Raw genomic sequence first — 24832 nt, forward strand, 5'->3', positions numbered from 1 at the left:
GACGAAAAAAAGCGGCGCCGTGCAGTGCACGGACGCCGCTTTTTGCGGAGGACATTGGCGATTAACGCAGCGCCGCGATCATCTGTTTCAGCTTGCCGGAATCGACGCAGAAGGCGCGGATGCCTTCGGCCAGCTTCTCCGTCGCCATCGCGTCTTCATTCATCATGAAACGGAAGGCTTCTTCGTTGAGCGACATGTGCACGACGTTGGTCGATGGCGCCGCTTCGGCGCTCAGCTTGCGCTCCACGGGTGCATCGCTGTCGGCCAGCTTTTGCAGCAGGTCGGGGCTGATGGTGAGCAGGTCGCAGCCGGCCAGTTCGAGGATTTGCGACGTGTTGCGGAAGCTCGCGCCCATCACCTCGGTCTTGTAGCCGAACTTGCGGTAGTAGTTGTAGATGCGCCGGACCGACTGCACGCCCGGGTCTTCCGCGCCCATGTAATCGATGCCCGTCGATTTCTTGTACCAGTCGTAGATGCGGCCGACGAACGGCGAAATGAGCTGCGCGCCCGCTTCGGCGCAGGCGATGGCCTGTGCCAGCGAGAACAGCAGGGTCATGTTGCAGCGGATGCCTTCCTTTTCCAGGATGGCGGCGGCGCGGATGCCTTCCCAGGTGGAGGCGATCTTGATCAGCACGCGCTCGCGTGGAATGCCCGCGTTCGAATACAGGGCGATCAGGTCGCGGCCCTTGGCCACCGTGCCATCCGTGTCGAATGACAGGCGCGCATCGACTTCGGTGGAGACGCGGCCGGGGATGGTTTGCAGGATTTCCACGCCAAATGCGATCAGCAGGCGGTCGATGATTTCGGCGGTGGAGGCGTTCGGATGGTCGCGCACGGCCTTTTCCAGCAGCGGCTTGTATTCATCCTTCTGCACGGCCTTCAGGATCAGCGACGGATTCGTCGTCGCGTCGCGCGGCGTGTAGGCCTGAATCGATTGGAAGTCGCCGGTGTCGGCCACCACGGTAGTAAATTGCTTCAGTTGTTCGAGTTGGTTCATGGCTGCACGGGAAAGAGTGAATGGGCTTGCCGGACTATTGTACCGAATCCATTGCATGTGGGATCCACTATTGTCTTCCCCTGGCGCTACTTGCCTAATTGAATCTTGCTTTTTTGGGAATGCACGCATAATTGCCCGGACTTGTCTGTTTTATACATTTTTCCGATCATGAAAAAAATTATCCTCATCCTGTTGTCCCTGTCCATGCTGGCCGCCTGCAATGTCAGGGAGAACGATGATCGATTGCAAACAGAGTTAAGTGAGCAAACTTTTACGACCACTTCCTATAACTACACGCCGTACGACCTGTATTCCATTGCGTACAAGGAAATCTCGCTGCCCTTCAATATCGATGACGCGCCCAGCGGCGGCTCCATTTTTTTTCGCGACGCCAGCGAGAGGACACTGGAGAATGGTGAAAAAGTTGCCGTCAGCATTGGCAATTGCTGTTTAAGCTGGGACCGGCCGGTCGACAAGCCGCTGAGGGTGCGGGTGGTGTGGAGCGTGGTGTTCGACACGAGCTACCACGATGGTAAATCGAGCATGTCTTATGATGAACGCACTTCCAGACAAGGTTCTCCTGGCAGCCGCTGGTGCCAGGCCATGGTCGACATTCTTCCCGCGACAGGTCCAGATCGCCCGGACACCGTGCAGTTGCACTTTCTTGCCGATGGCACGGTGCAGGCACGGCTGGGAACATTCAAGACCGATGCGCCGCTTGCTGCCGCAGAGGTGAAATTGCATGCCACGCGCCTTCCCCAGGGGCAGTTCTGCAGGCAAGAAATTGAGAATCCTTTCTATGCCATCCCCCGCAAGCCGCATCTGGAATGACGGATGGGCAAAGCGACTGCGCCGCTCAGCGCGGCTGGCGCCGATCGGAGATCAACCGATGAAGGAGTCGAACTGCATGTCGAATTCCTGCAAGGCCTTCTGTGCATTCTGCATCTTCTTGCGGAATTCAGGCCCGCGCTGCAGGGCCAGGCCCACGGCCAGCACGTCGATCACCACCAGATAGGCCAGGCGCGCGGAAATCGGGGTGTAGGGATCGGTGTTGAAGACCAGGTCGATCGGGATCAGCACCGTCGCCAGGTCGGCCAGCGGCGTGCCCGATGGGGCCAGCACGACGACGTCGGCGCCGCCGCGGCGCGCCAGTTTTACTGAGCGTACCAGGGCGGGACTGTTGCCGCGCTGCGAGATGGCCACCAGGCAGTCGCCGCCGCGCAGCAGGGCCGCCGCGATGCTGTGGATGTTCGGATCGCTGTAGGCCACCGTCGGCACGCCCGAGCGGAAGAACTTGTGTTGCGCGTCGGCCGCGACGATGCCGGACGTGCCCTGGCCATAGAATTCGATCTTGCTGGCGCGCGACAGGATGTCGAGCGCGCGCTGGATCGCTTCCGGGTTCAGGTTGTTGCGCAGGTCGAGCAGGGTATTGATCGAGCGGCTGCAAATCTTGTTGACCAGGTCGGCCGCCAGGTCGTCCTGCGCCGGCTGCTCGTTCGCGCCCGGCATGGCCAGGGCCAGGCCCTGCGCCAGTTTCAGCTTGAATTCATGCCAGCCGTCATAGCCCAGGGTGCGGCAAAAGCGCACCACGGTCGGTTCCGACACCTGCGCGCTTTTCGCCAGCGCCGTGATGTTCTGGCTGACCGTCTGGTTCGGCTGGTCAAGCACGGCCAGCGCGACCTTCTTCTCCGACTTGGAGAGCGAATCGAGCTGGGTGCGGATGGAGTCGAGTAGCATTGATTAATCTTCTGGCGTAATGCCGTAAGTTTGCGTCCTTTTCACCCCAAAAGCAAAGTTCCGGGGTCGGACCATCAGGGTCCGACCCCAGTATTTCACCGTTCAGGGTTAAGCCAAATCTTAACGGCTTCAGTCCTCTGGCAAGGCCTCTTCACGCCACTGCAAGCCGTCGCGGCCGATCAGGGCGCTGGCCGCGGCCGGGCCCCAGGTGCCGGCCGTGTACGGAATCGGCGCGCTGTCGTTCTGTTCCCAGTTGTCGAGTATCGGCTCGACCCATTCCCAGGCCGCTTCCAGTTCGTCGCCGCGCATGAACAGGGTCAGCTGGCCGCGCAGCACGTCAAGCAGCAATCGCTCGTAGGCGTCCATGCGCGGGGTCTTGAACGATTCGCGGAAATCGAGTTCCAGTTCCGCCGGTTTCAATCGCATGCCGTCGCCCGGGGTTTTTGCCATCAGGTTCATGCGCAAGCCTTCGTCCGGCTGCAAACGGATCACCAGGCAGTTCGGCTGGAAGCTCGACGTGGGCTGGTTGAAGATCGAGTGCGGAATCTGCTTGAAGCGCACGACGATTTCGGCCAGGCTGTCGGCCATGCGCTTGCCCGTGCGCAGGTAGAACGGCACGCCGGCCCAGCGCCAGGTGTCGATTTCCGCCTTCAGCGCGACGAAGGTCTCGGTGCGCGAATGTTCCGGCGCGTCCGGCTCGTCGCGGTAGCTCGGCACGGTGGCGCCATCGACGTGGCCGGCGCGATACTGGCCGCGCACGATGTTTTGCGCCAGGGTGGTGGGCGTGAATTTTTTCAGCGAGCGCAACACTTGCAGCTTTTCATCGCGCACGGCGTCCGGCGCGATCGAGGTCGGCGGTTCCATGGCGACGATGCACAGCAGTTGCAGCAAGTGGTTCTGCAGCATGTCGCGCAGCGCGCCCGAGGTGTCGTAGTAACCCATGCGGTTGCCCACGCCCAGTTTCTCGGCGATGGTGATCTGCACGTCGGAAATCCATTCGCGGCGCCACAGCGGCTCGAACAGGATATTGCCGAAGCGCAGGGCCAGCAAGTTCTGCACGGTTTCCTTGCCCAGGTAATGGTCGATACGGTAGATCTGCGATTCCTGGAAGACCTTGCCCACTTCGGCGTTGATCTGCTTGGCGCTGGCCAGGTCGCGGCCCAGCGGCTTTTCCAGCACCACGCGCGAATTCGGCGTGACCAGACCGTTGTCTTGCAGGTTGTCGCAGATCAAGGCAAACAAGTGCGGCGGCGTGGCCAGGTAGTACACGCGCGTCAGCTCGGCATCGCCGCGCAGCGCTTCGACCAGCGGCGCGTACGTTGTCGCATCGCTGGCGTTGAGCGACACATACACGATGCGCGCGCAGAATTTGCTCCAGGTGGCGGCATTCAGGGTGCTGGCCTTGATGTGGGGACGCGAATTGGTCTCTACCATCTTCAGGAAGGCATCCTGGCCGCTGTCCTGGCGGCCCACACAGATGATGCGCGCCGTCGGCGGCAAATCGTTCGCGACGTCGCGCGCATACATTGCAGGCAGCAACTTGCGCATTGCTAAATCGCCGCTGCCGCCAAACAGGACCAGGTCAAAATCGGTAAGTGCCATAAGTGAGTGTCGTCGCAAAAGTAAAAGAGCCGGAGCGGGGAGGAGGCCGACCGGAAGTGCCAGTCTGTCGCTACTATCATTCTGTGGTGTAAATTTACTACGTAGAACCGGCAATTGCAAGAAATTTTACTACATTCCATGCACTGGCGTCGCCATTTTGCCCCGTATGCTTGCAGGCGGCGCTGGCAGGGCCATTATATGCCGTTCGCTGGCGCAGGTACGTCGTCATGGATGGCGCAGGGCTTTTCAAAGCAACCATGGTTGCCAGGGAAATTTTCGGTTCCCTCCGTCATCATTTGCGCTGTAGCAACAAGCAAATCAAGAAATGCTGTCAGGATCGCTGTTAGCAGCGTAAAGTAGCTTTGAAGAAAGTAAAAAAACGTATAATTCAAGCTGAAATCGATAGCAACTATTGGTTGTACTACACTGCACTGTTAGCGCCGGCCATGCCCCGAACCCGCCATCCGACGTCTGTGCGACGTGCAGTCCGCACTGTCCGCAGCATCATGGGTAGGCAGACTTAACTTTACAAGACGGCTTAAGGGGACACAATGAATTCAATGCAGCAAGATGTCGATGAACGCACCAGCCTGACAGGCAATAACAAATTCGAACTGTTCCTGTTCAAGCTGGGCACCAGTGATCACTCGACCAGCCGCGAACTGTTCGGCATCAATGTGTTCAAAGTCCGTGAAATCATGGAAATGCCGGCCATTACGGCGGTGGCCGGGTCGCACCCGCACATGCTGGGCGTGGTCAATATCCGTGGCCAGATCGTGCCCGTGATCGACTTGCCGATGGCGGTCGGTTGCAAGAGCAGCGGTTTGAAGATCCTGATGGTGACGGAATTCGCCCGTTCGACGCAGGCGTTTGCCGTGGAAGAGGTCGATGAAATCGTGCGCCTCGAATGGAACCAGGTGCTGTCGGCCGAATCGAGCGTCGGTGGCGGCCTCGTCACCAGCATCGCCCGCCTCGATGGCGATACGGACAAGACGCGCCTGGCGCAAGTGCTGGACGTGGAGCAAATCCTGCGCAACGTGCTGCCGTCGGGCGACCCGGACGTGGACGAAAACAGCATCGGCCCGCAAGTGCGCTTGCCGGCCGGCGCCGTGATCCTCGCGGCCGACGATTCCTCGCTGGCCCGCTCGCTGATCGAGAAGGGCCTCGAAGCGATGGGCGTGCCCTTCATCATGACCAAGACGGGCAAGGAAGCGTGGGAACGCCTGCAGGCGATCTCGGCCCAGGCGGCCACCGAAGGCAAGACGGCGAAAGACAAGGTCGCGCTGGTGCTGACCGACCTGGAAATGCCGGAAATGGATGGTTTTACCCTGACGCGCAACATCAAGAACGATGGCCGCTTCTCCAACATCCCCGTGGTGATCCACTCGTCGCTGACGGGCTCGACCAACGAAGACCACGTCAAGGGCGTGGGCGCCGATGGTTATGTGGCCAAGTTTGTGGCGGCGGAATTGGCGGAAACCATCCGCAAAGTGCTGGCGCGGTAATCCGACACCACCATGGCCAACACTGTTGTCGGATTACGCGGGGCCTTGCCCCGCTAATCCGACCTGCGTGAGCGTAAAAAAAGCGCTGGTACCCGCGAGGGTCCGGCGCTTTGTCATGCTGGCAAACGATTACGCCTGATACAGGTGTTCCGGCTGGCCCGCCACGTCCACGCGCACGGACAGCACGTGGCCCGTCAACGGGTAGTCGGCGAGTTCGGCGTCGGAACGGTTGTGGCTGGCGCTGGTGATGTACAGCGTGCGCAGGTCGGGGCCGCCGAACGTCAGCATGGTGGGGCAGCGCACGGGCACGGTAATTTCACCGAGCAAATGGCCATCGGGGGCGAAGCGCAAGATCTTGCCGCCTTCAAACATGGCCGACCAGTAATTGCCTTCGCTGTCGACGGCCGCGCCATCGGGGCGCCCGCCGTAGTCAGCTGCTTTCTTGTCCGTGGAAAAGCGCTGGAATGGTTGCGGCGCGGAAATGGCTCCCGTGGCCGCGTCGAAGTCAAAGCGGTCGATGCGGTGCGTGGTGGTATCGGCGTGATACATGGTGCGTTTGTCCGGGCTGAAGCCCAGGCCGTTCGACACGGTCATGCCGCCCGACCAGACCTTGCGTACTTGTCCCTTTTCCAGCACGAACATTTCAGCCGCATCGGCGCTGCGCGGCTCGAAAATCGTGCCGACCCAGAAGCGGCCCGCCGGGTCGACCTTGCCATCGTTGAAGCGCGTGGTGGCCATGTCGAATGGTGCCGGGGCGATTTCCGCCAGGCTGCCCGTCTTTGTGTCGAGGTGGGCAAAGCCGCTGCGCAAGGCCACGATCAGGCCGCCGCCCGCATTGATGGCCAGCGCCGACGGTTCCGTCGGCATGCTCCACTGTTCATGCTTGCCGCTGGCCGGGTGCAAGCGGTGCACGGCGCGGCCATCGATGTCGACCCAGTACAGGGCCGCTTCCTTGCCATGCCATAGCGGGCATTCGCCCACTTGCATGGGCTTGTCGCTGACTACCTTGATCTCGTAAATATTCATCTATCTCTTTTTAGTACACCGATCAAAACCTACTGCGCGTCGTGATTTACGGTCTGCGATGCTCACTGTACCTTCGTACAGTTGCGCTTCTCGACCGCAACTCCCTTCCGCTCGCTACGGTTTTGTTCGGTGTTGTTAATATGCGGCTTTTGCTGCTTTCGCCAGGGCAATCAAGCCATTGGTCGAGCTGTCGTGGTGGTCGGGACGGGCTTCGCCCGTCAGTTCGGCCTGGATTTTCTTGGCCAGCACCTTGCCCAGTTCCACGCCCCACTGGTCGAAACTGTTGACGTTCCACAAGACGCCCTGCACGAAGGTCTTGTGCTCGTACAGCGCGATCAGGGCGCCCAGGGTGGTCGGCGTCAGCTGGTCCATCAAAATGGTGTTGCTGGGGCGGTTGCCGGGGAAGGTCTTGTGCGGCACCAGCGCCTCGATCTCGTTTTCCGGCAAGCCTTGCGCCTGCAGGTCCATGCGCACTTCCTCGCCCGTCTTGCCCGTCATGAAGGCTTCCGACTGGGCGAAGCAGTTCGCCAGCAGGGCGTCGTGGTGGCCCGGCAAGTCGTGCGTGGCGCGCAGGGCGGCGATGAAGTCGATGGGGGTGATATCGGTGCCCTGGTGCAGCAGCTGGAAATACGCGTGCTGCGCGTTCGTGCCGCAATCGCCCCAGATGACGGGGCCGGTGGGCACGTCGACGGGCACGCCATCCTTGGTGACGCGCTTGCCGTTGCTTTCCATGTCCAGCTGTTGCAGATAGGCGGCGAAGCGGCTCAAGTCCTGGTGATACGGCGCGATGGAGACGGAGCCGCAATCGAGGAACTGGCGGTTCCAGAAGCCCACCATGGCCAGCACGACGGGCATGTTCTGCTCCAGCGGCGCCTGGCGGAAGTGCTGGTCCATCGCATGCGCGCCGGCGAGGAAATCGCTGAAGTATTCAAAGCCCACGGACAGCGCCACGGCCAGGCCGATCGACGACCAGACGGAATAGCGACCGCCGACCCAGTCCCAGAACGGGAACATGTTTTCCGGCGAAATGCCGAAGTCGACGATGGCTTGCGTGTTGGTCGAGACGGCCACAAAATGTTGCGCCAGATCCTTCTCTTCGCCTTCCAGTAAAAACCAGGCGCGCGCCGTATTGGCGTTGAGCATGGTTTCAGCGGTCACAAAGGTTTTCGAGGCCACGATGAACAAGGTCGTTTCCGGATCGACTTTCGACAGGGTCGCTTCCATGTCGTGCCCGTCGACGTTGGACACAAAGTGCATTTCCAGGCCCGGGTTGGCATACGAGCGCAGCGCCAGGCAAGCCATTTTCGGACCCAGGTCCGAGCCGCCGATGCCGATGTTGACGATGTCGCAAATCGGCTTGCCCGTGTGGCCGAGCCAGCTGCCATTGCGGACCTTGTCCGTAAATGCCTTGACGCGCTGCAGCACATCTTGCACGTCGGCATCGATATCCTGGCCATCGACCACCAGCGCGGTGCCGCGTGGCGCGCGCAAAGCGGTATGCAGAACGGCCCGATGTTCGGTAAGATTGATTTTCTCGCCAGTGAACATGGCTTCGCGCTGCGCTTCCACGCCGCGTTCGCGGGCCAGGTCCATCAGCAGCGCCATGGCGGTGGCGTCGACGCGGTTCTTCGAGTAATCGAGCAGCAGGCCGGCCGCATCGACCGTCATCGTCGAGAAACGCGCGGGGTCAAGAGCGAACAGCTGGCGCAGATGCACTTCGCGCAGGCTGGCGCTGTGCGCTTGCAGGGACTGGAAACTGGCGGTGGCGGTGATGGCAGGAGTAGGTGCTGGCTGGCGCATGGCGGTCGGCTTGGGTGCTTGTCTCGGTTGAAAGGAGCGCGGCGCGTTCATCATGGCGAACGTGGGTGCCGGCGTTAGTATGAGAATAATACATCACAAAAACGTAATTTCACTACAGTTTATGACGTGAAGCCGATTTTGTCGTGCTTTTTTTAGCGATTGCGGCAGTCGCATATAAGAGATATGTTGGCGGCTGCGGATACGCGATATTGCCTGGCTTGGCTTTGAGCCACCGCAATTTGTGGCTTATTTCTGTTGTTGGCCCATGCAAGAGTGCTTCTTCTTCACCGTTTTGTAGTAAAATTTCACGAAATACTCATTTTTAAGGAAATCCATATGGCGCTGCATCCAGTAGTCGAATCCGTAACAGCGCGCATCATCGCGCGCAGCCGGCCATCGCGCGGCGCCTATCTGGCGCATCTGGATGCGGCCCGCATCCAGGGCGTGCAGCGCGGCGCCTTGTCGTGCACCAACCTGGCGCACGGCTTTGCCGCCTTTCCCGTCAACGACAAGCTGTCGCTGAAAGAATACAAGAAGCCGTCCGTGGCCATCGTTTCCTCGTACAACGACATGCTGTCGGCGCACCAGCCGTTCGAAGGCTTCCCGCAGATCATCAAGCAAGCCGTGCGCGAAGTGGGCGCCGTGGCCCAATTCGCCGGCGGCGTGCCCGCCATGTGCGATGGCGTGACGCAAGGCCAGCCAGGCATGGAATTGTCGCTGTTTTCGCGCGACACCATCGCCATGTCGACCGCCGTGGCGCTGTCGCACAATATGTTCGACGCCGCCCTGTACCTGGGCGTGTGCGACAAGATCGTGCCGGGCCTGTTGATCGGCGCGCTGCACTTCGGCCACTTGCCGGCCGTCTTCGTGCCGGCCGGTCCGATGACGTCGGGTCTGTCGAATCAGGAAAAAGCCAAGGTGCGCCAGCTGTATGCGCAAGGCAAGGCCACGCGCGAAGACTTGCTCGAAGGCGAATCGAAGGCTTACCACGGCGCCGGCACCTGTACTTTTTATGGTACGGCAAACAGCAACCAGATGCTGATGGAAGTGATGGGCCTGCACTTGCCGGGCGCCGCCTTCATCACGCCGAACACGCCGCTGCGCGATGCGCTGACCAAGGCCGCCGCCCAGCGCGCCGCCGGCATCACGGCGCAAAGCGCCAATTACTTGCCAGTCGGCCATATCGTTGACGAGAAATGTATCGTCAACGCCGTCGTGGGCTTGCTGGCCACGGGCGGTTCGACCAACCATACCTTGCACCTGGTGGCGATCGCCAAGGCGGCCGGCATCGTCATCGACTGGAACGATTTCAATGAACTGTCGGCCATCGTGCCGATGCTCACGCGCATCTACCCGAACGGCGACGCCGACGTGAACCATTTCCACGCGGCCGGCGGCACCGGTTATCTGATCCGCGAATTGCTCGATGCGGGCTTGCTGCACGAGGACGTCAACACCATCCTGGGCCACGGCTTGCGCGCGCACTGCATGGAGCCGTTCCTCGGTGAAGACGGCAAGGTGTTCTGGAAAGACGCACCGGCCGCCAGCGCCGACGAAAACGTGCTGCGCCCTGCCTCGAACCCGTTCGCGCCGGACGGCGGCATGGTCCTCGTCGCGGGCAACCTGGGCCGCGCCGTGATGAAGGTGTCGGCCGTCAAGCCGCAGCACCGCACGGTCGAAGCGCCTGCGCTGGTGTTCAATTCGCAGGAAGAGTTCATGAACGCCTACAAGGCGGGCATCCTGGACCGCGACTTCGTCGCCGTGCTGCGCTTCCAGGGCCCGCGCGCCAACGGCATGCCGGAATTGCATGCGCTGACGCCCGCGCTGGCCAACCTGCAGGATGCGGGCCGCCACGTGGCGCTGGTCACCGATGGCCGCATGTCGGGCGCGTCGGGCAAGGTGCCGGCCGCCATCCACGTCTCGCCTGAAATCCTCGCCGGCGGCCCGCTGGGCCTGGTGCGCGACGGCGACATCATCCGCCTCGACGCGTTTACCGGCGTATTGGAAGCGCTGGTGCCGGCCGACGTCTGGCACGCGCGTGCGCTGGTCACGGCCGACCTGTCGCCGAACCACGTCGGCATGGGCCGCGAGCTGTTTTCCATGTTCCGTTCCACCGTCAGCGCGGCGGAAGAGGGTGCCACCACCTTCGGCCTGCCGTCGCCGATTCCCACCACCGTCGCCTTGCACGACGCCGACAATGTCGGCGATACCGTACCGGGTTCCGATGAAGACTTTTTGGCTAGGAAATAAGAGATGACCATGACACTACTGGAAATTATGCGCACTTCGAGCGTGATCCCCGTGATTGCGATCGACGATCCTGAACACGCCGTACCGCTGGCGCGTGCGCTGGTGGCGGGCGGCATCCGCGTGCTGGAAGTGACCCTGCGCACCAAGCACGGCCTCGAAGCGATCCGCGCCATGTCGGAAGTGCCAGGCGCCATCGTCGGCGTCGGCACGCTCACCCGCCCAGAGGAATTTGCCCTGGCGCGCGATGCGGGCGCCGTCTTCGGCGTCTCGCCAGGTCTGACTTCCGCCCTGGTGGCGGCGGCGAAAAGCAGCGGCCTGCCCTTGCTGCCAGGCGTGATGACGCCAGGCGAAGTGATGGCGGCGCGTGAAAACGGCTTCCAGCAGCTGAAACTGTTCCCGGCCGTGCCGGCCGGCGGCATCGGCATGCTCAACGCGATTTACGGCCCACTGCCGGACATCACGTTCTGCCCGACGGGCGGCATCTCGCAAGAGACGGCGTCGCAGTTCCTGGCATGCAAGAACGTCGCCTGCGTGGGCGGCTCGTGGCTGACGCCGAAAGACGCGATCGCGGCCGGCAACTGGGACCGCATCACGGAAATCGCCAAGGCAGCCAGCGGCTTGCGTTCGGTTTAGTCGTACCTGACATAAGCTACTGCGCGTCGCGCTTTGCGGCCTGCGATGCTCACCGTGCTTCAGCACGGTTGCGCTTCTTAGCCACAAATCGCTGCCGCTCGCTACGCTTCTGTCAGGTACTTGCAGTTATAGTATTCGGCAGGCTTTTATGCCTGCCGCGCTTTCTTCTCTTCTTCTTATGCGAGTCTTGCGCCGCCCTCTGACCATTGGCGAAACCGCCATGGCCCGCAGCGTCTTCCAGGGCGCCATCGACTACGCGCGCGTGCGCGTCGTGCGCGGCTCCTTTTTACCATTCGGCTTGCAGGACCAGAACACGGCGATGACGCCGCGCGGCAGCCTGCACTTCATGCCGGCCCAGTACCGCGACGATTTTTCCCGCGAAGGCAATAGCGGCAAGCTGTTCTTCATCCACGAAATGGTGCATGTGTGGCAGTACCAGCTCGGCTACAGCGTGCTGCTGCATGGCGTGCTGCTGGCGCTGCGCGGCGGCTACATCGGCCAGCGCGCCTACCGCTACGACGCGCAGGCCGGCGGCGTCCTGTCCGACTTCAACATGGAGCAGCAGGGCGACATCATCGCCCACTATTTCGGCGCGCGCCAGCTGGGCATTCCCGCCTACGTGGCGAAGCTGCCGCAGCTGCAGGATATCCTGCAAGGCTTCCTGCTCGACCCCGCCGACCGCCGCCTGCTGCCGCGCTAATTTTATTTCCCTGCTCATTTTCGAGCGCACCTGATTTGCCCGCATTCAGACCTTGACTTTCGTCTCAGCATTACCTAAATTAAATTATACAAAGAACAATTTATTTAATTTTATTGCAACTTCGGCGCGAGACCGAGAGCAACCTGTCCAAGCGAGTAAATCATGCAGACTAGAAACAGCTGTAGGGGAAAGTTGTGTCTGAAAAAAATGCCGCGCGGCGCGGCCTTGGTGGAATTTGCCTTGATCGCGCCCATCCTCTTTTTCCTCATCGCCATGATCATGGAACTGGGGGTCATGTTCTGGGTCAACCTGACAATGCAATACGCGGTGCGCGAAGGGGCGCGCTATTCCATCACGGGACAAAACAACCTCGACCCCGCCACGGCGAACAAGCAGCGTTACGAAGCGGTATTGCAACGAATCAAGGATAGTTCGCTGGGGCTGTATGGCATGCTCAGTCCCGTCATCGTCGTCAATGGCGTGTCGCAAACGCCATCGGCGTACAACAACAATATGTTTGGCGCCGCCGGCGACATCGTCGTCTTGCAGGTGAACTGCACCTGGCCTGTCATCACGCCCGCCTGGCGCTTGATGGCGCTGCTCAACCCCAGCCACCAGACCAGTGCCGGCTCGCGCAGCCAATACACTTTCAGCGTGGCTGCCACCATGCGCAACGAGGCCTTCTGATGAAAGCGCGCAAACTGTCAATCCGGCGCCAGAAGGGTGTGGCGGCCGTGGAATTCGCTCTCGTGCTGCCATTCTTGCTGATGCTGGCCGTCCCCGTGTTCGACCTGGCGCGTATCGTGCAAGGCGACATGATCCTGACCAATCTGAGCCGCGAAGGCGCCAACCTGGCATCGCGCTCCTCGCAAGACCCCCAGACCATCATGACGGCGCTGGCCATGACGACGCCGCCGCTGGACATGGCCACCAATGGCAGCATGTACATCAGCAAGATCATGGGCAATGGCCCTGGCAAGTCGAACGTCATACTGGAACACTACCGCTGGACGAAGGGGGCGCAGCAGCCGAGCCGGGTATGGACTTGCAACAGCTGGGCCACCGATGGCAGCGGCAAGTGCAGCAACATCCCCAGCGCCGGCTCGGCCATCAATGACGCCATGAGCAACCAGCTCGCTGATGGCGAAGTGATTTATGTCGTGGAAACGCTGTACCGCTCGACCATTCTGTTTGCAGGCATGAACCTGGGCTTCGGCGCCAAAACGCCGCAGCTGAGCGGCAACCTGTACGCCAAAACCATCTTCTGACATCCGGACGCCATCATCCGGTACCTGGAGGGCATCATGAAAAAACGTAACACGCCTGGAAAACAGGCCAAGGGACAGGTTCTGATTGTCGTGGCATTGTCGCTTGTCGTGCTGATAGGCACCGTGGGTCTGGCCATCGATTCGGGCCTGGGTTTCATTGTCCGCTCCAAGCTCAACTCTGCCGTCGATGCGGCCAGCATCGCCGCTGCCCGTTCCGTCACACAGGGCGTGGGCGAGGCCGCGCAACGGGCCAGCGCGCAGGCTGCCGCGCGGAAATTCTTTGCCGCAAATTTCCCCACTGGCTATCTGGGTGCCACGCCCAGCTTTCCCGATCCGACCATCACGTTTGACGCGGGCAAGGTCACAGTCGACGCGTCGGCCACGGCATCGGTGCCGGTGACCCTGATGCGGGTGTTGGGCTTCAATTTTCTCAATGTCAGCGCAGCGGCGCAAACCATCCGCAAGGACCTGGACCTGGCGTTTGTGATGGATACCTCGGGGTCGATGGCGTCCGTGGGGCCGACCGTGATCAGCAGTGCGAAATTGTTCCTGACCAAGTTTAACAAGGACCTCGATCGAATGGCCCTGATTCATTTTTCGTATGGTGCGGTACTCGACAATACAATACGTACCAGCTCACGCGGCTTCGCCCTGAACGATACGGATGCGCCGACTGGCTCGGTGGACGGCAAGGGCATGAATACCCACATCGGCAATTACGTTTTTGACGGCTTGACCAATTCCGCCGAAGGCATGTGGAATGGGCGCAATCAGCTCAACAGCATTCCCCTGGCACAGCGTTCCAGCCTGCGCGTCATCGTGTTTTTTTCCGACGGCACGCCGAATACCCTTTCTTCCGTTTTTACCTTCAAAAACCCTGCTGATTGCACCACGCCCGGCTCGCTGATCACGAATGATGCCGCCACCGGCACGCCGGCTGGCCTGTGGCTGATCAACATGCAGAGTTCGACGGCTGCGGGGAAGTGCTACCAGGGAAGCAATATCGTCCAAAACCTGAATGCTGCCGCCTTGCCAAAATGGTACAACGCGCACAATCTGGCCGACCAGGAGTTCGCCATTTATCCTGGCACCACGCTGCGGCCCGTGACCAACGATACCAGTACCAATGCCAAGACCTGGGTCAATGTCAACAATGCCTCGCGCAACCTGCTCGAAGCCATGGCCGCCAAGGCACGCTCGGAAGGCATGTATGTATTTACTCTGGGCCTGGGAGCGCAGTTGACCACCGTCAATGGCCCCGTCGCTGGCGACACGGGCGAGAGTATCCTCAAGTGCATGGCCAACACGACCGATGCGCCATCGCGTTGCGCCACGCCGACGCAGCCGGTGGGCATCTATTGCCACGCGGCCAATGCCACCGAGCTCAAACCGTGCTTCGAGAAGCTCGCCTCGGCCATCTTGCGCATCAGCATGTAGTTGCTCGCCAGGCAGGCAACAGGGCCGGACACGCAGTCCGGCCTTTTTTTTGTGCCGGTGCATGGCGCTGGTGATTGCCGGGGCAGGCAGGCGCCTTCACCGCATCAAGCATGCGCCTGCGACGCAAGCGCGCGTAGTTGGCGCCATACTGCCAAGCCGGACAGGTTGTTCGGGCTCGCCAGCGCGGCACTGGCCAGGCATGCGGTACTGCGGCAGGGGCAGGTTGTGAGAAAGGGCAGGGAGGGACGCGATGCTGGCGGGGAAGGCATTGCTCCCGGCAGTGGCTGCTGCCGGGAGTCGTAGGGAACGCTCGTCTTAATTGCCGCCAGCCATGCCTGGCAGCAGGATGCGGTAGATTTGCAGGAACGCTGGCCCCATCAGTACCACCAGCAGCGAGGGGAAAATGAAGAAGATCAGGGGAAACAGCAGCTTCAGGGCGATTTTCGCGGCTTGCTCTTCGGCCAGTTGGCGCCGTTTGGTGCGCAGCTGATCGGACTGCACGCGCAGCGAGGAGGCGATGCTGGTGCCGAAGCGTTCGGCCTGGATCAGCATGGACACCAGGGCTTCGACATCCTCGACGCCCGTGCGCAGGCCCAGGTTGCGCAAGGCGCGCTCCTTGGAGTTGCCGGCGCGCAGTTCCAGTGTCAGCAAATGCAGTTCCTCGGCCAGCACCACGCATTTCAGGCTGATCTCGGCCGCTACCCGCGCCAGTGCCGCATCCATGGCCAGGCCCGCCTCCACGCAGACGGTCATCAGGTCGAGTGCGTCGGGAAACGTTTCAAAGATCTCGCGCTGGCGCAGGCGGATGCGCCGGTTCAGCCAGAGATTGGGCAGGTAGTAGCCGAGGCCAGCCGCCAACAGCAGCCACAGCAGCAAATCGATGCCGTCGTTATGTACCCCGGCCAGGCTCAGCCCGAGGAACAGCAGCACGGGCAGGGCGATGGCCAGGCCCGTCTTGGCGCCGAAGTACAGCAGGGGCGCCGACGGATGGCGCAGGCCCGCATGCATGAAGCGCAGGCGTATCCTGGACGTTTCCCAGCCGTCTTCCGGCAAGGACAGGCGGGCCAGCGGTCCGCTGAACTTGAGGAAGTGCGCCAGCCATTGGCGCGCACCGCCTGGTTCGCTGGTACCCACACTGTCGAGGCGCTGGCGTAGCGGGTCGGGCATGGCCAATAGCAGCACGAACATGGCGCCGCCGAAGACGGCGATGAAGAGCAAGCCCAGAAATCCTATTTGCACGGTAGTCATGATGTTTTCTCCCTCGACACTACACCCGGATGTGGATGATCTTGCGCATGATGAGGATGCCGATCAGCATCAGCATCGCAGCACAGGCCAGCATTTTTTGTCCACCGGGATCGTCGTACAGCACGGCCAGGAAAGTCGGATTGCTCAGGTGGATCACGGCCGCCGCGGCGAATGGCAGCAACGACAGTATCCAGGCCGACAGGCGCGCCTCGGCCGACAGCACGCGCACCTGGCCCAGCAGTTTCATGCGGTCGCGGATAATGTGGCTGATGCTCTCCAGCAGTTCGGCCAGGTTGCCGCCCGTCTCGCGCTGTATCAGTACGGCAATGACAAAATAACGCATGTCGGTGCTGGGCACGCGGGTGGCCAGGTTCATCAGGGCATCCGGCATGGCGATGCCGAAATTGACTTCGTCGAAGGCGATGCGAAATTCCTCGGCCAGCGGCGCGTTCATTTCATCGCCGACCATTTTCAGTGCCGTGGGAAAGGCATGGCCGGCGCGCAGTGCGCGGCTCATCAGGTCGAGCGCGTCGGGCAGCTGCATGCCGATGCGCAGCAAGCGGCGCGCCTTGGCCCGTTCGATGTAGTACAGGGGCAGCAGGGCGCAGGCGGCCGCCACCAGCAGGCGCAGCAGCCAGGGCAGGTTGATGAAGCTGATGGCCACCAGGGCGACGAGGAAGGTCAGCAGCACAAGCATGGCCCACTGCGCCACGCTCCATTTCAGGCCCGACTGCTCCAGCAGGCGGTCGAGCGCGTGCACGCGCGGCACCTCCAGCAGCAATTTCTGCAGCGCCGGCGTTTCACTGAGCAGGCGCTGCTTGATCATGGTGGTGTTTTGCTCGCCCGCGTGGGCGCCGGCCGACAGTACCCGCAGCCGATGCGCCACCCGCTCCGATTCGGGGCCGCGCGCATTGTTCCAGCTGTGATACAGGCCCGTAATGAACAGCACCACGGCGAGGAAGATCAGCGCGCCGAAGACGTAATAGCCATAGTCCATGACCCTTCTCCTTAGTGGTATTGGCGGCTGGGATCGAACAGGCTTTCCGGCACGACGACGCCGAAGGCGCGCAGGCGGTCGAGGAACTGCGGCCGCACGCCGCTGGCCTGGAAGTGTCCGCTGACGGTGCCGTCCTGGGCAATGCCGGTCTGGCGAAAGGTGAAAATTTCCTGCATGGTGATGATCTCGCCTTCCATGCCGGTGATCTCCTGGATCGCCACCACCTTGCGCTTGCCATCGGTCAGGCGCGCCACCTGCACCACCACGCCGATGGCGGCGCTGATCTGCTGGCGCATGGCCTTGCCCGGCAACATCGAGGCCGCCATGCTGATCATGTTTTCCAGCCGCGTCAGCGCGTCGCGCGGGGTATTGGCGTGAATGGTGGCCATCGATCCTTCGTGGCCCGTGTTCATCGCCTGCAGCATGTCGAGCGCTTCGGCGCCGCGCACCTCGCCCAGGATGATGCGGTCGGGCCGCATGCGCAGCGCGTTGCGCACCAGCGCGCGCTGCGTCACCTCGCCCTTGCCCTCGATATTGGCCGGCCGCGTTTCCAGGCGTACCACGTGCGGTTGCTGCATCTGCAGTTCGGCCGCATCTTCGATGGTGACGATGCGCTCGCTCGTGCTGATGAAGCCGGAAATCGCGTTGAGCATGGTGGTCTTGCCGCTGCCCGTGCCGCCCGAGATCAGAATATTGACCTTGGCCTTGCCCAGGCCTTGCAGTATCTGCGCCATTTCCGTCGTCAGGCTGTGCCGTTCCACCAGGTCGGCCAGGCGCAGCGGCTGGGCCGAGAAGCGCCGTATCGACATCACCGGGCCATCGATGGCCAGCGGCGGGATGATGGCGTTGACGCGCGAGCCATCGGGCAGGCGCGCATCGACCATGGGGCTCGATTCGTCGATGCGGCGGCCCACGCGCGAGACGATCTTGTCGATGATTTTCAGCAGGTGGGCATCGTCGGTGAAGCGAATATTGCTAAGTTCTAACTGGCCATGCCGCTCGACATACACCTGGCGGTAGGTATTGACGAGTATGTCGGAAATTTCCGGATCGGCCAGCAGCGGTTCGAGCGGGCCGAAGCCCAGCACTTCATCCTGGATGTCGCGCACCAGCGTGCGCCGCTCGATGTCGTTGATGACGACATTGTCTTCATCGAGCAGGCGTCCGACGAGGGTTTTCAGGTCCTCGCGTATCTGCTCCTGCGACAGGCGCTGCATGCCCTCCAGGTCGATCCTGTCGAGCAGGGCCTGGTGCACATGCTGCTTGAGTTCGTGGTAGGCGGGATTGTCTGCGCTGCCAGCGCGGGCTGCGCCGAACGGCGCGTAGCCATTCGGCGCGGCGGCGCTGCCGAGGCGTTCACGCAGGCTGGGATGGCCGCCATGGATATCGGTACTCATGCTGTTTCCCCTCGAAGGTGAATGGGCCGGCTACGCTGGAACAGGCGCGAAAACAGGCCCGCCGGGACGGGCGCGCGCCCGCCCGACAGCTTGCTGGCACACTCCTGCAGCGACTTGGACAGCGGGCTGCCCGGCGCCAGCTTCAACACCGGCACGCCCTGGTTGACAGAAGCGGCCGCGGCCGCGTAGTGATTCGCGATGGTATGGAAGATGCGCTGGCCATACGCCGCCTCCAGGTCGCGCAGGCGGATTTCATCGCCGCCTGCGTAGCGGTTCAGGATCAGGTGAATCTTGCTTGCCGGATACTCCAGTGACTGGAACGCCTGCAGCAGGCGCTTGCCGTCGCGGATATAGGGCAGCGTTGCCTGCATGACGGGACAGATCATGTCGGCATGGTCCAGCGCGCGCACGCTGATGGCATCGAGGCCGCGGCCCAGGTCCAGCACGATGAAATCGTACTCGCTGCGCGCCAGGTGCAGCAGCTGGTCGATGTGTTCCGGCTTCACGTCGCTGGAATGGGCCGGATTTTCGGGCGCGGCCAGGATGCTGAAATTCGGCGTCACCTGCACCATGCTGGCGGCCAGGAAGGACGCGTCGAGGCGGTGGATTTGCTGCGCCACGTGCGACAGGGTCGCTGTCGGCCTCTGGTCAGAGACAAACAGCGCCGCATCGCCGAACTGCAGGTTCAGGTCGAACAGTGCCACGCGCTGATTGTCACGCGACAGGGCATAGGCCAGGTTGGCGGCGATGAAAGTGGCGCCGCTGCCGCCCTTGCACGAGGCAAAGGCGATCACTTTGCCATTGCGCTGCACGTGCCGCGCGCTCTTGTCCTCGAGGCGCTGCAGCGCCGCATTCAGGGCCGCACCGCTGTCGGCTTGCGGCAGCACTTCGCGCACGCCGGCGCGCATGGCTTTCAGCAGGAAGTCGCTGCCCTGGTGCTGGCATTGCAGGATGATGGCCATGCCCTGCTGGCGGCTGGCCAGGCGCTCGATGCGCGCCAGGTCGGCATCGTCGATGACGGGTTGTGCCAGCAGCAGCACGTCGGGCGCCGCCATTTCGGCCGTGCCGGCAAGCCGCTCCAGGCTGCCGACGGCGCTGTCGATATCGTCGCCGGCATGGCGCTCGCGCAGCAGCGCCGCCATCCCGGCCAGTTGTTGTTCGTTACTGGAGATAATGAAGATTTTCACGGCGTGCTCCGGCTGTGGATGGGATGAAAGGGCGGGGCGCCAGTGTCAGCGTTTGCTGACGCCGATCGTCAGCACGTCGGGCAGCGGTTCGGGCGCGCTGAACGACTTCTGATACAGCTTGTAGCCGCTGATGGCGCTCCTGCCATCGAGGCCCAGCACGGGATTGGTATTGCTGGCCGCAGCGGGATACAGGATCTGCTGTTGCTTGAGCAGGGTCACCGCCTCGCCGAAATGGCTGTCGAGCACGGGCGTGGTCGTGGCGGCACAGCCAGCCAGCGATGCCGCTGCGCACAACAGGCAGCGGGGCAGGGTGCGTGTGAAGGTAAAGGTTTTCATGGAGGCGCTCCTATTTGAGATCATCGATGATGCTGGCCGACGGCGTGGCCGCAGCGGCCTTGGGCACGGCGCGGGATTGCGGCAGGTCGTCGCTGGGCGGCGTCGGCATGGCTGCCTGGGGCGGCATGGAAGCGGGTGCTGGCAGCGGCGCTGGCACTGGCATCGGCTGCGGCTGCGGTGCTGGCGCCCGGCCTTCCATTTTTCCCTGCAGGAAGACGTCGCCGCGCGTCGGCTGTATGTACTCGTCTGTGGGCAGTTTGTAGTCGGCCGGCAATGGCTTGACCAGGTGCGGCGTGATGATGAAGACCAATTCCGAGCGGTCGGTCTGGAAATCCGTGCTGCGGAACAGCGCGCCCAGCACGGGCACTTCGCCCAGGCCCGGCAAGGCCTTGATATTGCTGGTGACATTGTTCTTGATCAAGCCGCCGATGGCGAAGCTCTGGCCGTCGAACAGTTGCACCGTGGTGGTGGCGCGCCGCGTGGTAAACGATGGCAGAATGGCGGTCGTCGAGATGCCCGTGGCGGTGATGCCGATGCCTTCCTTGTTCAGGTCGGATACTTCCGGCGACACTTTCAGGTTGATGCGCCCCCCTTCGAGCACGGTGGGGGTAAATTTGACGGCCACGCCAAACTCTTTTTCTTCCAGCGTGATCGTGGGCGTGCCGCCGTTATTGGTCTGGCTGACGGGAATGAAAATCTTGCCGCCGGCCAGGAAACTGGCTTCCTGGCCGCTGATGGCCATGATGTTCGGCTCGGCCAGTACCTTGATCAGGCCATCGCGTTTCTGTGCGTCGAGATTGAAGAAGTTGTTCTTGCTGGCGCCGCTCAAGCCGCTGGGATTGTTGCTGAGCAGGCTGGACAGCAGCGAATACGACCAGCTGCCGATGGTCTTGTTGATGCCCAGGCTGGCGCCCAGCTGGTCGACCAGGGTTTTCGATACCTCCGCCACTTTGACTTCCAGCATCACTTGCTGCGGCGCGGCGATGGACATCAGGTTGATCACGCGCGGCGAGGGAGCTGGTCCGCCCGAGGGGTCGGCGGGGCCTCCAGCGGCGGGCGCTGGCGCTGCGCCGGCGCCCGCCGCCGCGGCCGTGCCGGTGGCAGGACGCGAACCGCGCTGGGCATAGGCATTCGCCAGCGACATCGCCTGGTCGGCCTTGACGGTATCGCTGACCATGCCTGACAGGATCAGCGTATCGCCAGCGACCGTCACATGCAGGTCTTTCTCGTTCGGCAGCAATGCGCTCAGGCGCGCCTGCAGCAGGCTGCTGTCGATGCTGACGGACAGGTCGATGATGCTGGCCTCGTTGCTGCGGTTCCAGATGATCAGGTTGGTGGTGCCGACGGATTTTCCCAGCAGATAGACATCGGTGGTATTGAGCAGGATCACATCGGCGATGCGCGGATCTCCCACCGAAACGCGGGCGACGGGAAACGGCAGGTGCATCAGGGTCGACTTGCCTTCGGCCAGGGCCATGTTCCGGCTGACGTCGGCGTGGCCGCCGGCCGTGTCCGGCATGGCTTGCGGCGCGATGGCCCTGGCGCGTGGTGCGCGGTGCACCACTTTCGGCGGCGGCGACATGGCCGCCGCAGTGGCTGTCGCTGAGGCCGTCGCAGAGGCCGTCACAGAGGCGCCAGCCATCGGCGGTTTGGCGCCCGGCGGCGTCGGCGACAGGCCGGGCGAGGCCGCTGGTGGCGTCGGGGCGGCCACTTCGCCATATGCGGCCGGAATCAGGGCGCCGATGGCGGCGATGGCGAGGGCCATGCGCAGGATGCGGCTCCCGTTTGCTGTGCTCAGTTTGCTCATGGTGCTCATGGCATGCTCCTCGTGGTGCGGATCGGGCAGGAATCCGCGTTGTTCAGAATTGTTGGGAACTGCGTTCCAGTCCCTTGATGACATCGACTTGCGGCCCGGCCGGCCCTTGCACCACGCGGTGGCGCGCGACAGGGCGTGGTGCTGGCGCCGGTACCTGGGCGGCGACCTTGGTGTCGAGCAGGCTGGTCTTGGTGGCGCCTTCAGTGTTGACGGGCTTGTCTTCGATCTGGTTGCGCAGCACCAGCGAGAGCGTGCCGACGCTGCGCGCCAGGTCGAGCTTTTCCGCCTGGTCCGGCGTCAGTTCCAGGGTCACGGCATTGACCACCTTGGGCTTGGTGTCATCGCGGTTCGATTCCTGTGCGATCGCCAGCACGAGGATGCGTTCGAGGACGATCTTCGAAATGCTGGGGTCGCGTCCGCTGGCATTCTTGGTCATCTCGTCCTGGGTGTTGACGAGAATGTCGACATAATTCCCTGGCAGGGCAAAGCCGGCCACGCCTACCACGTCATTGACGCGCACGGTCATGGCGCGCTTGCCTTCGCCGACCACGGCCGACAGGCCACCCTGGGTGCCGGGGGGCGCCAGCTTGCTCTCCATGATCGGTTCGCCGTGCTGGATGCTGGTGCGCGTGACGCGCGCGTCGAGCAGTTTCGGATCGTTGAAGGCGCCCGGCGGCAGCGCGTTGGCGGGCCAGTCGACCATGCGCACCATTTCAGGCGAGATGCGCGCGCCCAGGCTGATGTCGAGTAGCGCAACGGCCACCTTGTTGGTATTGCCCGAAGCCTGGGCATTGATCCAGCGCGCGGCCACGATGACCGCCACGAACGCCAGGATGACCGCGAAGGCCATCATCGTCAGAGCGCGTGCGTTTCTCATTTTGATACTCCTTTATGCAGGACCGAAGCCGATCCGTTCTGTATGCCGGCGGAGCCGTCGGCGGCGCCGAAATAGTTGTTCCAGGCCCAGTGCAGCGCATCGGCTTCCAGGCGTGCCGGACGGCCTTCGTAGCACGCCACGTCGCACAGCTGGGACAGGATGTCGCGTGGATAGCAGGCCAGCAGCGGCCGCGCATGCTGGCCATGCAGTTGCAGCAGGTAGTGGTAGCTGGCGTGGTTGAAGACCATGCCGAATTGTTCGCAGGTGTGGCGGAACACGGTTTCGTAGTGGTAGCCGCTCAGTTCGCCGATATGGATCTTGTAGCCGATGCGGCGCAGGAAGGAGTCGTCGGCCAGCTGCTGCGGCGCCAGGTTCGAGGAAAACACCACGATGACGTCGAAGGGCACGGGAAACTTGTAGCCCGTGTGCAGCGACAGGTAATCGACGCGGCGCGACATCGGCACGATCCAGCGGTTCATCAGTTCCACGGGCGAGCAGCGCTGGCGGCCCAGGTCGTCGATGATGAAGATGCCATTGTTGGCTTTCAGGTGCAGCGGCGCCTGGTACAGGCGGGCGCCCTGGTCGAATTGCAGGTCCAGCATGTCGAGCGTCAGTTCGCCGCCGGTCAGCACGGTGGGGCGCAGGGCACGCACCCAGCGCGGGTCGGCCGGCGGCGCGGCGTCGCTGGCCAGTGTGTGCAGCATGGGGTCGAGGAAGGGCAGCACTTCACCATCGACCATGACCGCATGCGGCAGGGCGATGGTCCCGCTGAGCAAGCCATGCAGGCGCTCGGCCAGATAGGTCTTGCCGCTGCCGGCGGGACCGTGCAGCAGCAGCGCCCGGCCCGAGTTCATGGCTGCGCCCAGTTGGTCGAGTACGGCGGTGCTGGCCACCACGGTGTGAAACTGCTGCAGCACGGTTTCGCGCGTGACGTGCATGCGGGCCACGCTTTGCGCCAGCACCTGTGCGCTGTAGTCGGCCAGCGTGACCGGTGCGGGGCCGCTGTAGGCATTGCGCCGCAAATAGTCGGCGGCGCGCAGGCGTCCCTGGTCGCCCAGGTGATACTGCTGGTCGGCGTCGGTGCCGCTGTAGCCGGTGCGCTGCACCTCGCACAGTTTTTCGGCGCGCATGAAGGTCAGCAGCGGTTCGAGCACGCCGGCGCCCAGCTTCACGTGCGCCGACAGGGCCGGCAAGCCGATCTGGCCGCGCAGGAACATGACTTTCACCAGCAGTTCCACCAGGAACAAAAAGGGCAGACCGGTCTCGGCCACATTGCGCGGCGCGCGCATCGCCGCCGGCGTGATGCTGCCGTCGGCGGGGTCTTCTGGATAGGTGTCGGGCATGATGGCTCCTTGTTGCGGGTCGATCTGGGCTGGCGATCAGAAAATGAAAGGCAGCAAGCGGTATTTCACCTGGCGCATATAGGCGCGGTAGCGCACGTCGGCAGCCAGGAAGCGCTCTTCGCGCAGCAGGCGCGCCAGTAGCAGCGACATCGTCGCGACGTAGATGAGAAGATTCGCTGTCGAGGTATTGGCCAGCACGTAGCCGGTCGTGGAAATCAGGTAGCTGGCATACAGCGGGTGGCGTACCACGCGGTAGACGCCGCGGGTCTTGATGGTGCGCTGGGCAGCCACCAGGCCGAAGCTGCGGTTCAGTGACAGCAGGCCCGTGAGCAGCAAGGCGCTGCCCGGCAGCAGCAGGTAGCGTGCATCGGCCCAGAGCGCCATGTCGGAAGGACTGAAGAAGAAAGGTGCGAAGGTGGCGCCGATGGCCAGCAGCCAGTCGCGCATGTCGGTCGAGACATTGTCCGGTGCCGTGCGGATCAGGAAAAACAGCGCGGAGACGGTTTCCGTCATGCAGAACAGCAGATAGCTCCAGTCACCGATGTGAATGTAAGCGAGCACGTGGGCATAGGCAAACACGGCCCAGATGCCCGCCATGAAGGCGTTGCCGAGCAGGCTGGCGTGCCGCGAGTGGCGCAGGGTGCTGATGGCGTTCATGATGGCGTCCCGTTCTGGT

At 62.6% G+C, this 24832-nt stretch carries 22 protein-coding genes; 8 read left to right on the top strand and 14 right to left on the bottom strand.

The window, feature by feature from the left end:
* Window positions 1-61: 61 nt before the first annotated feature.
* The gene (gene tal, locus K0F86_RS20305) at window positions 62-997 is read right to left on the bottom strand and encodes a transaldolase (RefSeq protein ID WP_219136032.1); all 936 of its coding nucleotides are present in this window, start codon (window positions 995-997) and stop codon (window positions 62-64) included.
* 168 nt (window positions 998-1165) lie between these two features.
* On the opposite strand from tal, the gene K0F86_RS20310 reads away from it, so the two are divergent.
* Window positions 1166-1828, top strand: coding sequence for a hypothetical protein (locus K0F86_RS20310; RefSeq protein WP_219136033.1), 663 nt, complete (start codon window positions 1166-1168; stop codon window positions 1826-1828).
* A gap of 51 nt (window positions 1829-1879) precedes the next feature.
* On the opposite strand, the gene K0F86_RS20315 is transcribed toward K0F86_RS20310, so the two are convergent.
* Window positions 1880-2734 (bottom strand): SIS domain-containing protein, encoded by an 855-nt coding sequence (locus tag K0F86_RS20315; protein ID WP_034750862.1) that lies wholly within the window; start codon window positions 2732-2734, stop codon window positions 1880-1882.
* Between the two features lie 129 nt (window positions 2735-2863).
* Window positions 2864-4336, bottom strand: coding sequence for a glucose-6-phosphate dehydrogenase (gene zwf, locus K0F86_RS20320; RefSeq protein ID WP_219136034.1), 1473 nt, complete (start codon window positions 4334-4336; stop codon window positions 2864-2866).
* A gap of 551 nt (window positions 4337-4887) precedes the next feature.
* On the opposite strand from zwf, the gene K0F86_RS20325 reads away from it, so the two are divergent.
* Window positions 4888-5841: a chemotaxis protein gene (locus K0F86_RS20325; protein WP_219136035.1), complete on the top strand. Its 954-nt coding sequence runs from the start codon at window positions 4888-4890 to the stop codon at window positions 5839-5841.
* 129 nt (window positions 5842-5970) lie between these two features.
* Here K0F86_RS20325 and K0F86_RS20330 read toward each other — a convergent pair whose 3' ends face one another.
* Together K0F86_RS20330 and pgi are read right to left on the bottom strand one after the other, a co-directional pair.
* Complete coding sequence (locus K0F86_RS20330) at window positions 5971-6867, bottom strand: SMP-30/gluconolactonase/LRE family protein (protein ID WP_219136036.1); 897 nt, start codon at window positions 6865-6867, stop codon at window positions 5971-5973.
* Between the two features lie 135 nt (window positions 6868-7002).
* Window positions 7003-8667: a glucose-6-phosphate isomerase gene (gene pgi, locus K0F86_RS20335; RefSeq protein ID WP_219136037.1), complete on the bottom strand. Its 1665-nt coding sequence runs from the start codon at window positions 8665-8667 to the stop codon at window positions 7003-7005.
* A gap of 336 nt (window positions 8668-9003) precedes the next feature.
* On the opposite strand from pgi, the gene edd reads away from it, so the two are divergent.
* The 6 genes from edd (at window position 9004) to K0F86_RS20365 (ending at window position 14955) form a co-directional block, all read left to right on the top strand.
* Window positions 9004-10917, top strand: a complete 1914-nt coding sequence (edd, locus tag K0F86_RS20340) for a phosphogluconate dehydratase (RefSeq protein WP_219136038.1) — start codon at window positions 9004-9006, stop codon at window positions 10915-10917.
* 3 nt (window positions 10918-10920) lie between these two features.
* Entirely contained in the window at window positions 10921-11550 is a 630-nt protein-coding gene (gene eda, locus K0F86_RS20345; RefSeq protein WP_219136039.1) for a bifunctional 4-hydroxy-2-oxoglutarate aldolase/2-dehydro-3-deoxy-phosphogluconate aldolase, read from the top strand.
* Window positions 11551-11770: 220 nt separating this feature from the next.
* Entirely contained in the window at window positions 11771-12250 is a 480-nt protein-coding gene (locus tag K0F86_RS20350) for a Rhs element Vgr protein (protein WP_219136040.1), read from the top strand.
* Between the two features lie 207 nt (window positions 12251-12457).
* Window positions 12458-12937 carry a TadE/TadG family type IV pilus assembly protein gene (locus tag K0F86_RS20355; RefSeq protein WP_257572262.1) on the top strand — a complete coding sequence of 160 codons (480 nt, stop codon included), beginning with the start codon at window positions 12458-12460 and terminating at the stop codon, window positions 12935-12937.
* Entirely contained in the window at window positions 12937-13518 is a 582-nt protein-coding gene (locus K0F86_RS20360; protein ID WP_219136042.1) for a TadE/TadG family type IV pilus assembly protein, read from the top strand. The genes K0F86_RS20355 and K0F86_RS20360 overlap by 1 nt, the downstream gene beginning before the upstream one ends.
* A 36-nt stretch (window positions 13519-13554) precedes the next feature.
* Complete coding sequence (locus tag K0F86_RS20365; protein WP_219136043.1) at window positions 13555-14955, top strand: vWA domain-containing protein; 1401 nt, start codon at window positions 13555-13557, stop codon at window positions 14953-14955.
* Window positions 14956-15270: 315 nt separating this feature from the next.
* Here the strand turns inward: K0F86_RS20365 and K0F86_RS20370 are convergent, their stop codons facing one another.
* Genes K0F86_RS20370 through K0F86_RS20410 form a run of 9 tightly spaced genes read right to left on the bottom strand, consistent with a single transcriptional unit; the run spans window position 15271 to window position 24813 of the window.
* Window positions 15271-16203 carry a type II secretion system F family protein gene (locus K0F86_RS20370; RefSeq protein WP_219136044.1) on the bottom strand — a complete coding sequence of 311 codons (933 nt, stop codon included), beginning with the start codon at window positions 16201-16203 and terminating at the stop codon, window positions 15271-15273.
* Between the two features lie 19 nt (window positions 16204-16222).
* On the bottom strand, window positions 16223-17200 hold the full coding sequence (locus tag K0F86_RS20375; protein WP_219136045.1) for a type II secretion system F family protein: 978 nt from the start codon (window positions 17198-17200) through the stop codon (window positions 16223-16225).
* Between the two features lie 11 nt (window positions 17201-17211).
* Window positions 17212-18597, bottom strand: coding sequence for a CpaF family protein (locus K0F86_RS20380; RefSeq protein ID WP_219136046.1), 1386 nt, complete (start codon window positions 18595-18597; stop codon window positions 17212-17214).
* A complete protein-coding gene (locus K0F86_RS20385) occupies window positions 18594-19784 on the bottom strand; it encodes an AAA family ATPase (protein WP_219136047.1) in 1191 nt (396 codons plus the stop codon). The genes K0F86_RS20380 and K0F86_RS20385 overlap by 4 nt, the downstream gene beginning before the upstream one ends.
* Before the next feature lie 45 nt (window positions 19785-19829).
* On the bottom strand, window positions 19830-20120 hold the full coding sequence (locus K0F86_RS20390) for a hypothetical protein (protein WP_219136048.1): 291 nt from the start codon (window positions 20118-20120) through the stop codon (window positions 19830-19832).
* 10 nt (window positions 20121-20130) lie between these two features.
* On the bottom strand, window positions 20131-21936 hold the full coding sequence (locus K0F86_RS20395) for a type II and III secretion system protein family protein (protein ID WP_257572263.1): 1806 nt from the start codon (window positions 21934-21936) through the stop codon (window positions 20131-20133).
* A gap of 43 nt (window positions 21937-21979) precedes the next feature.
* Window positions 21980-22813, bottom strand: coding sequence for a Flp pilus assembly protein CpaB (gene cpaB, locus K0F86_RS20400; protein WP_219136049.1), 834 nt, complete (start codon window positions 22811-22813; stop codon window positions 21980-21982).
* Window positions 22810-24156 carry an ATP-binding protein gene (locus K0F86_RS20405; RefSeq protein ID WP_257572264.1) on the bottom strand — a complete coding sequence of 449 codons (1347 nt, stop codon included), beginning with the start codon at window positions 24154-24156 and terminating at the stop codon, window positions 22810-22812. The genes cpaB and K0F86_RS20405 overlap by 4 nt, the downstream gene beginning before the upstream one ends.
* Before the next feature lie 36 nt (window positions 24157-24192).
* On the bottom strand, window positions 24193-24813 hold the full coding sequence (locus K0F86_RS20410) for a methyltransferase (RefSeq protein ID WP_219136050.1): 621 nt from the start codon (window positions 24811-24813) through the stop codon (window positions 24193-24195).
* Between the last annotated feature and the right edge of the window lie 19 nt (window positions 24814-24832).

The organism is Janthinobacterium sp. UMAB-60 (assembly GCF_900095235.1).
GTDB lineage: Bacteria > Pseudomonadota > Gammaproteobacteria > Burkholderiales > Burkholderiaceae_D > Janthinobacterium.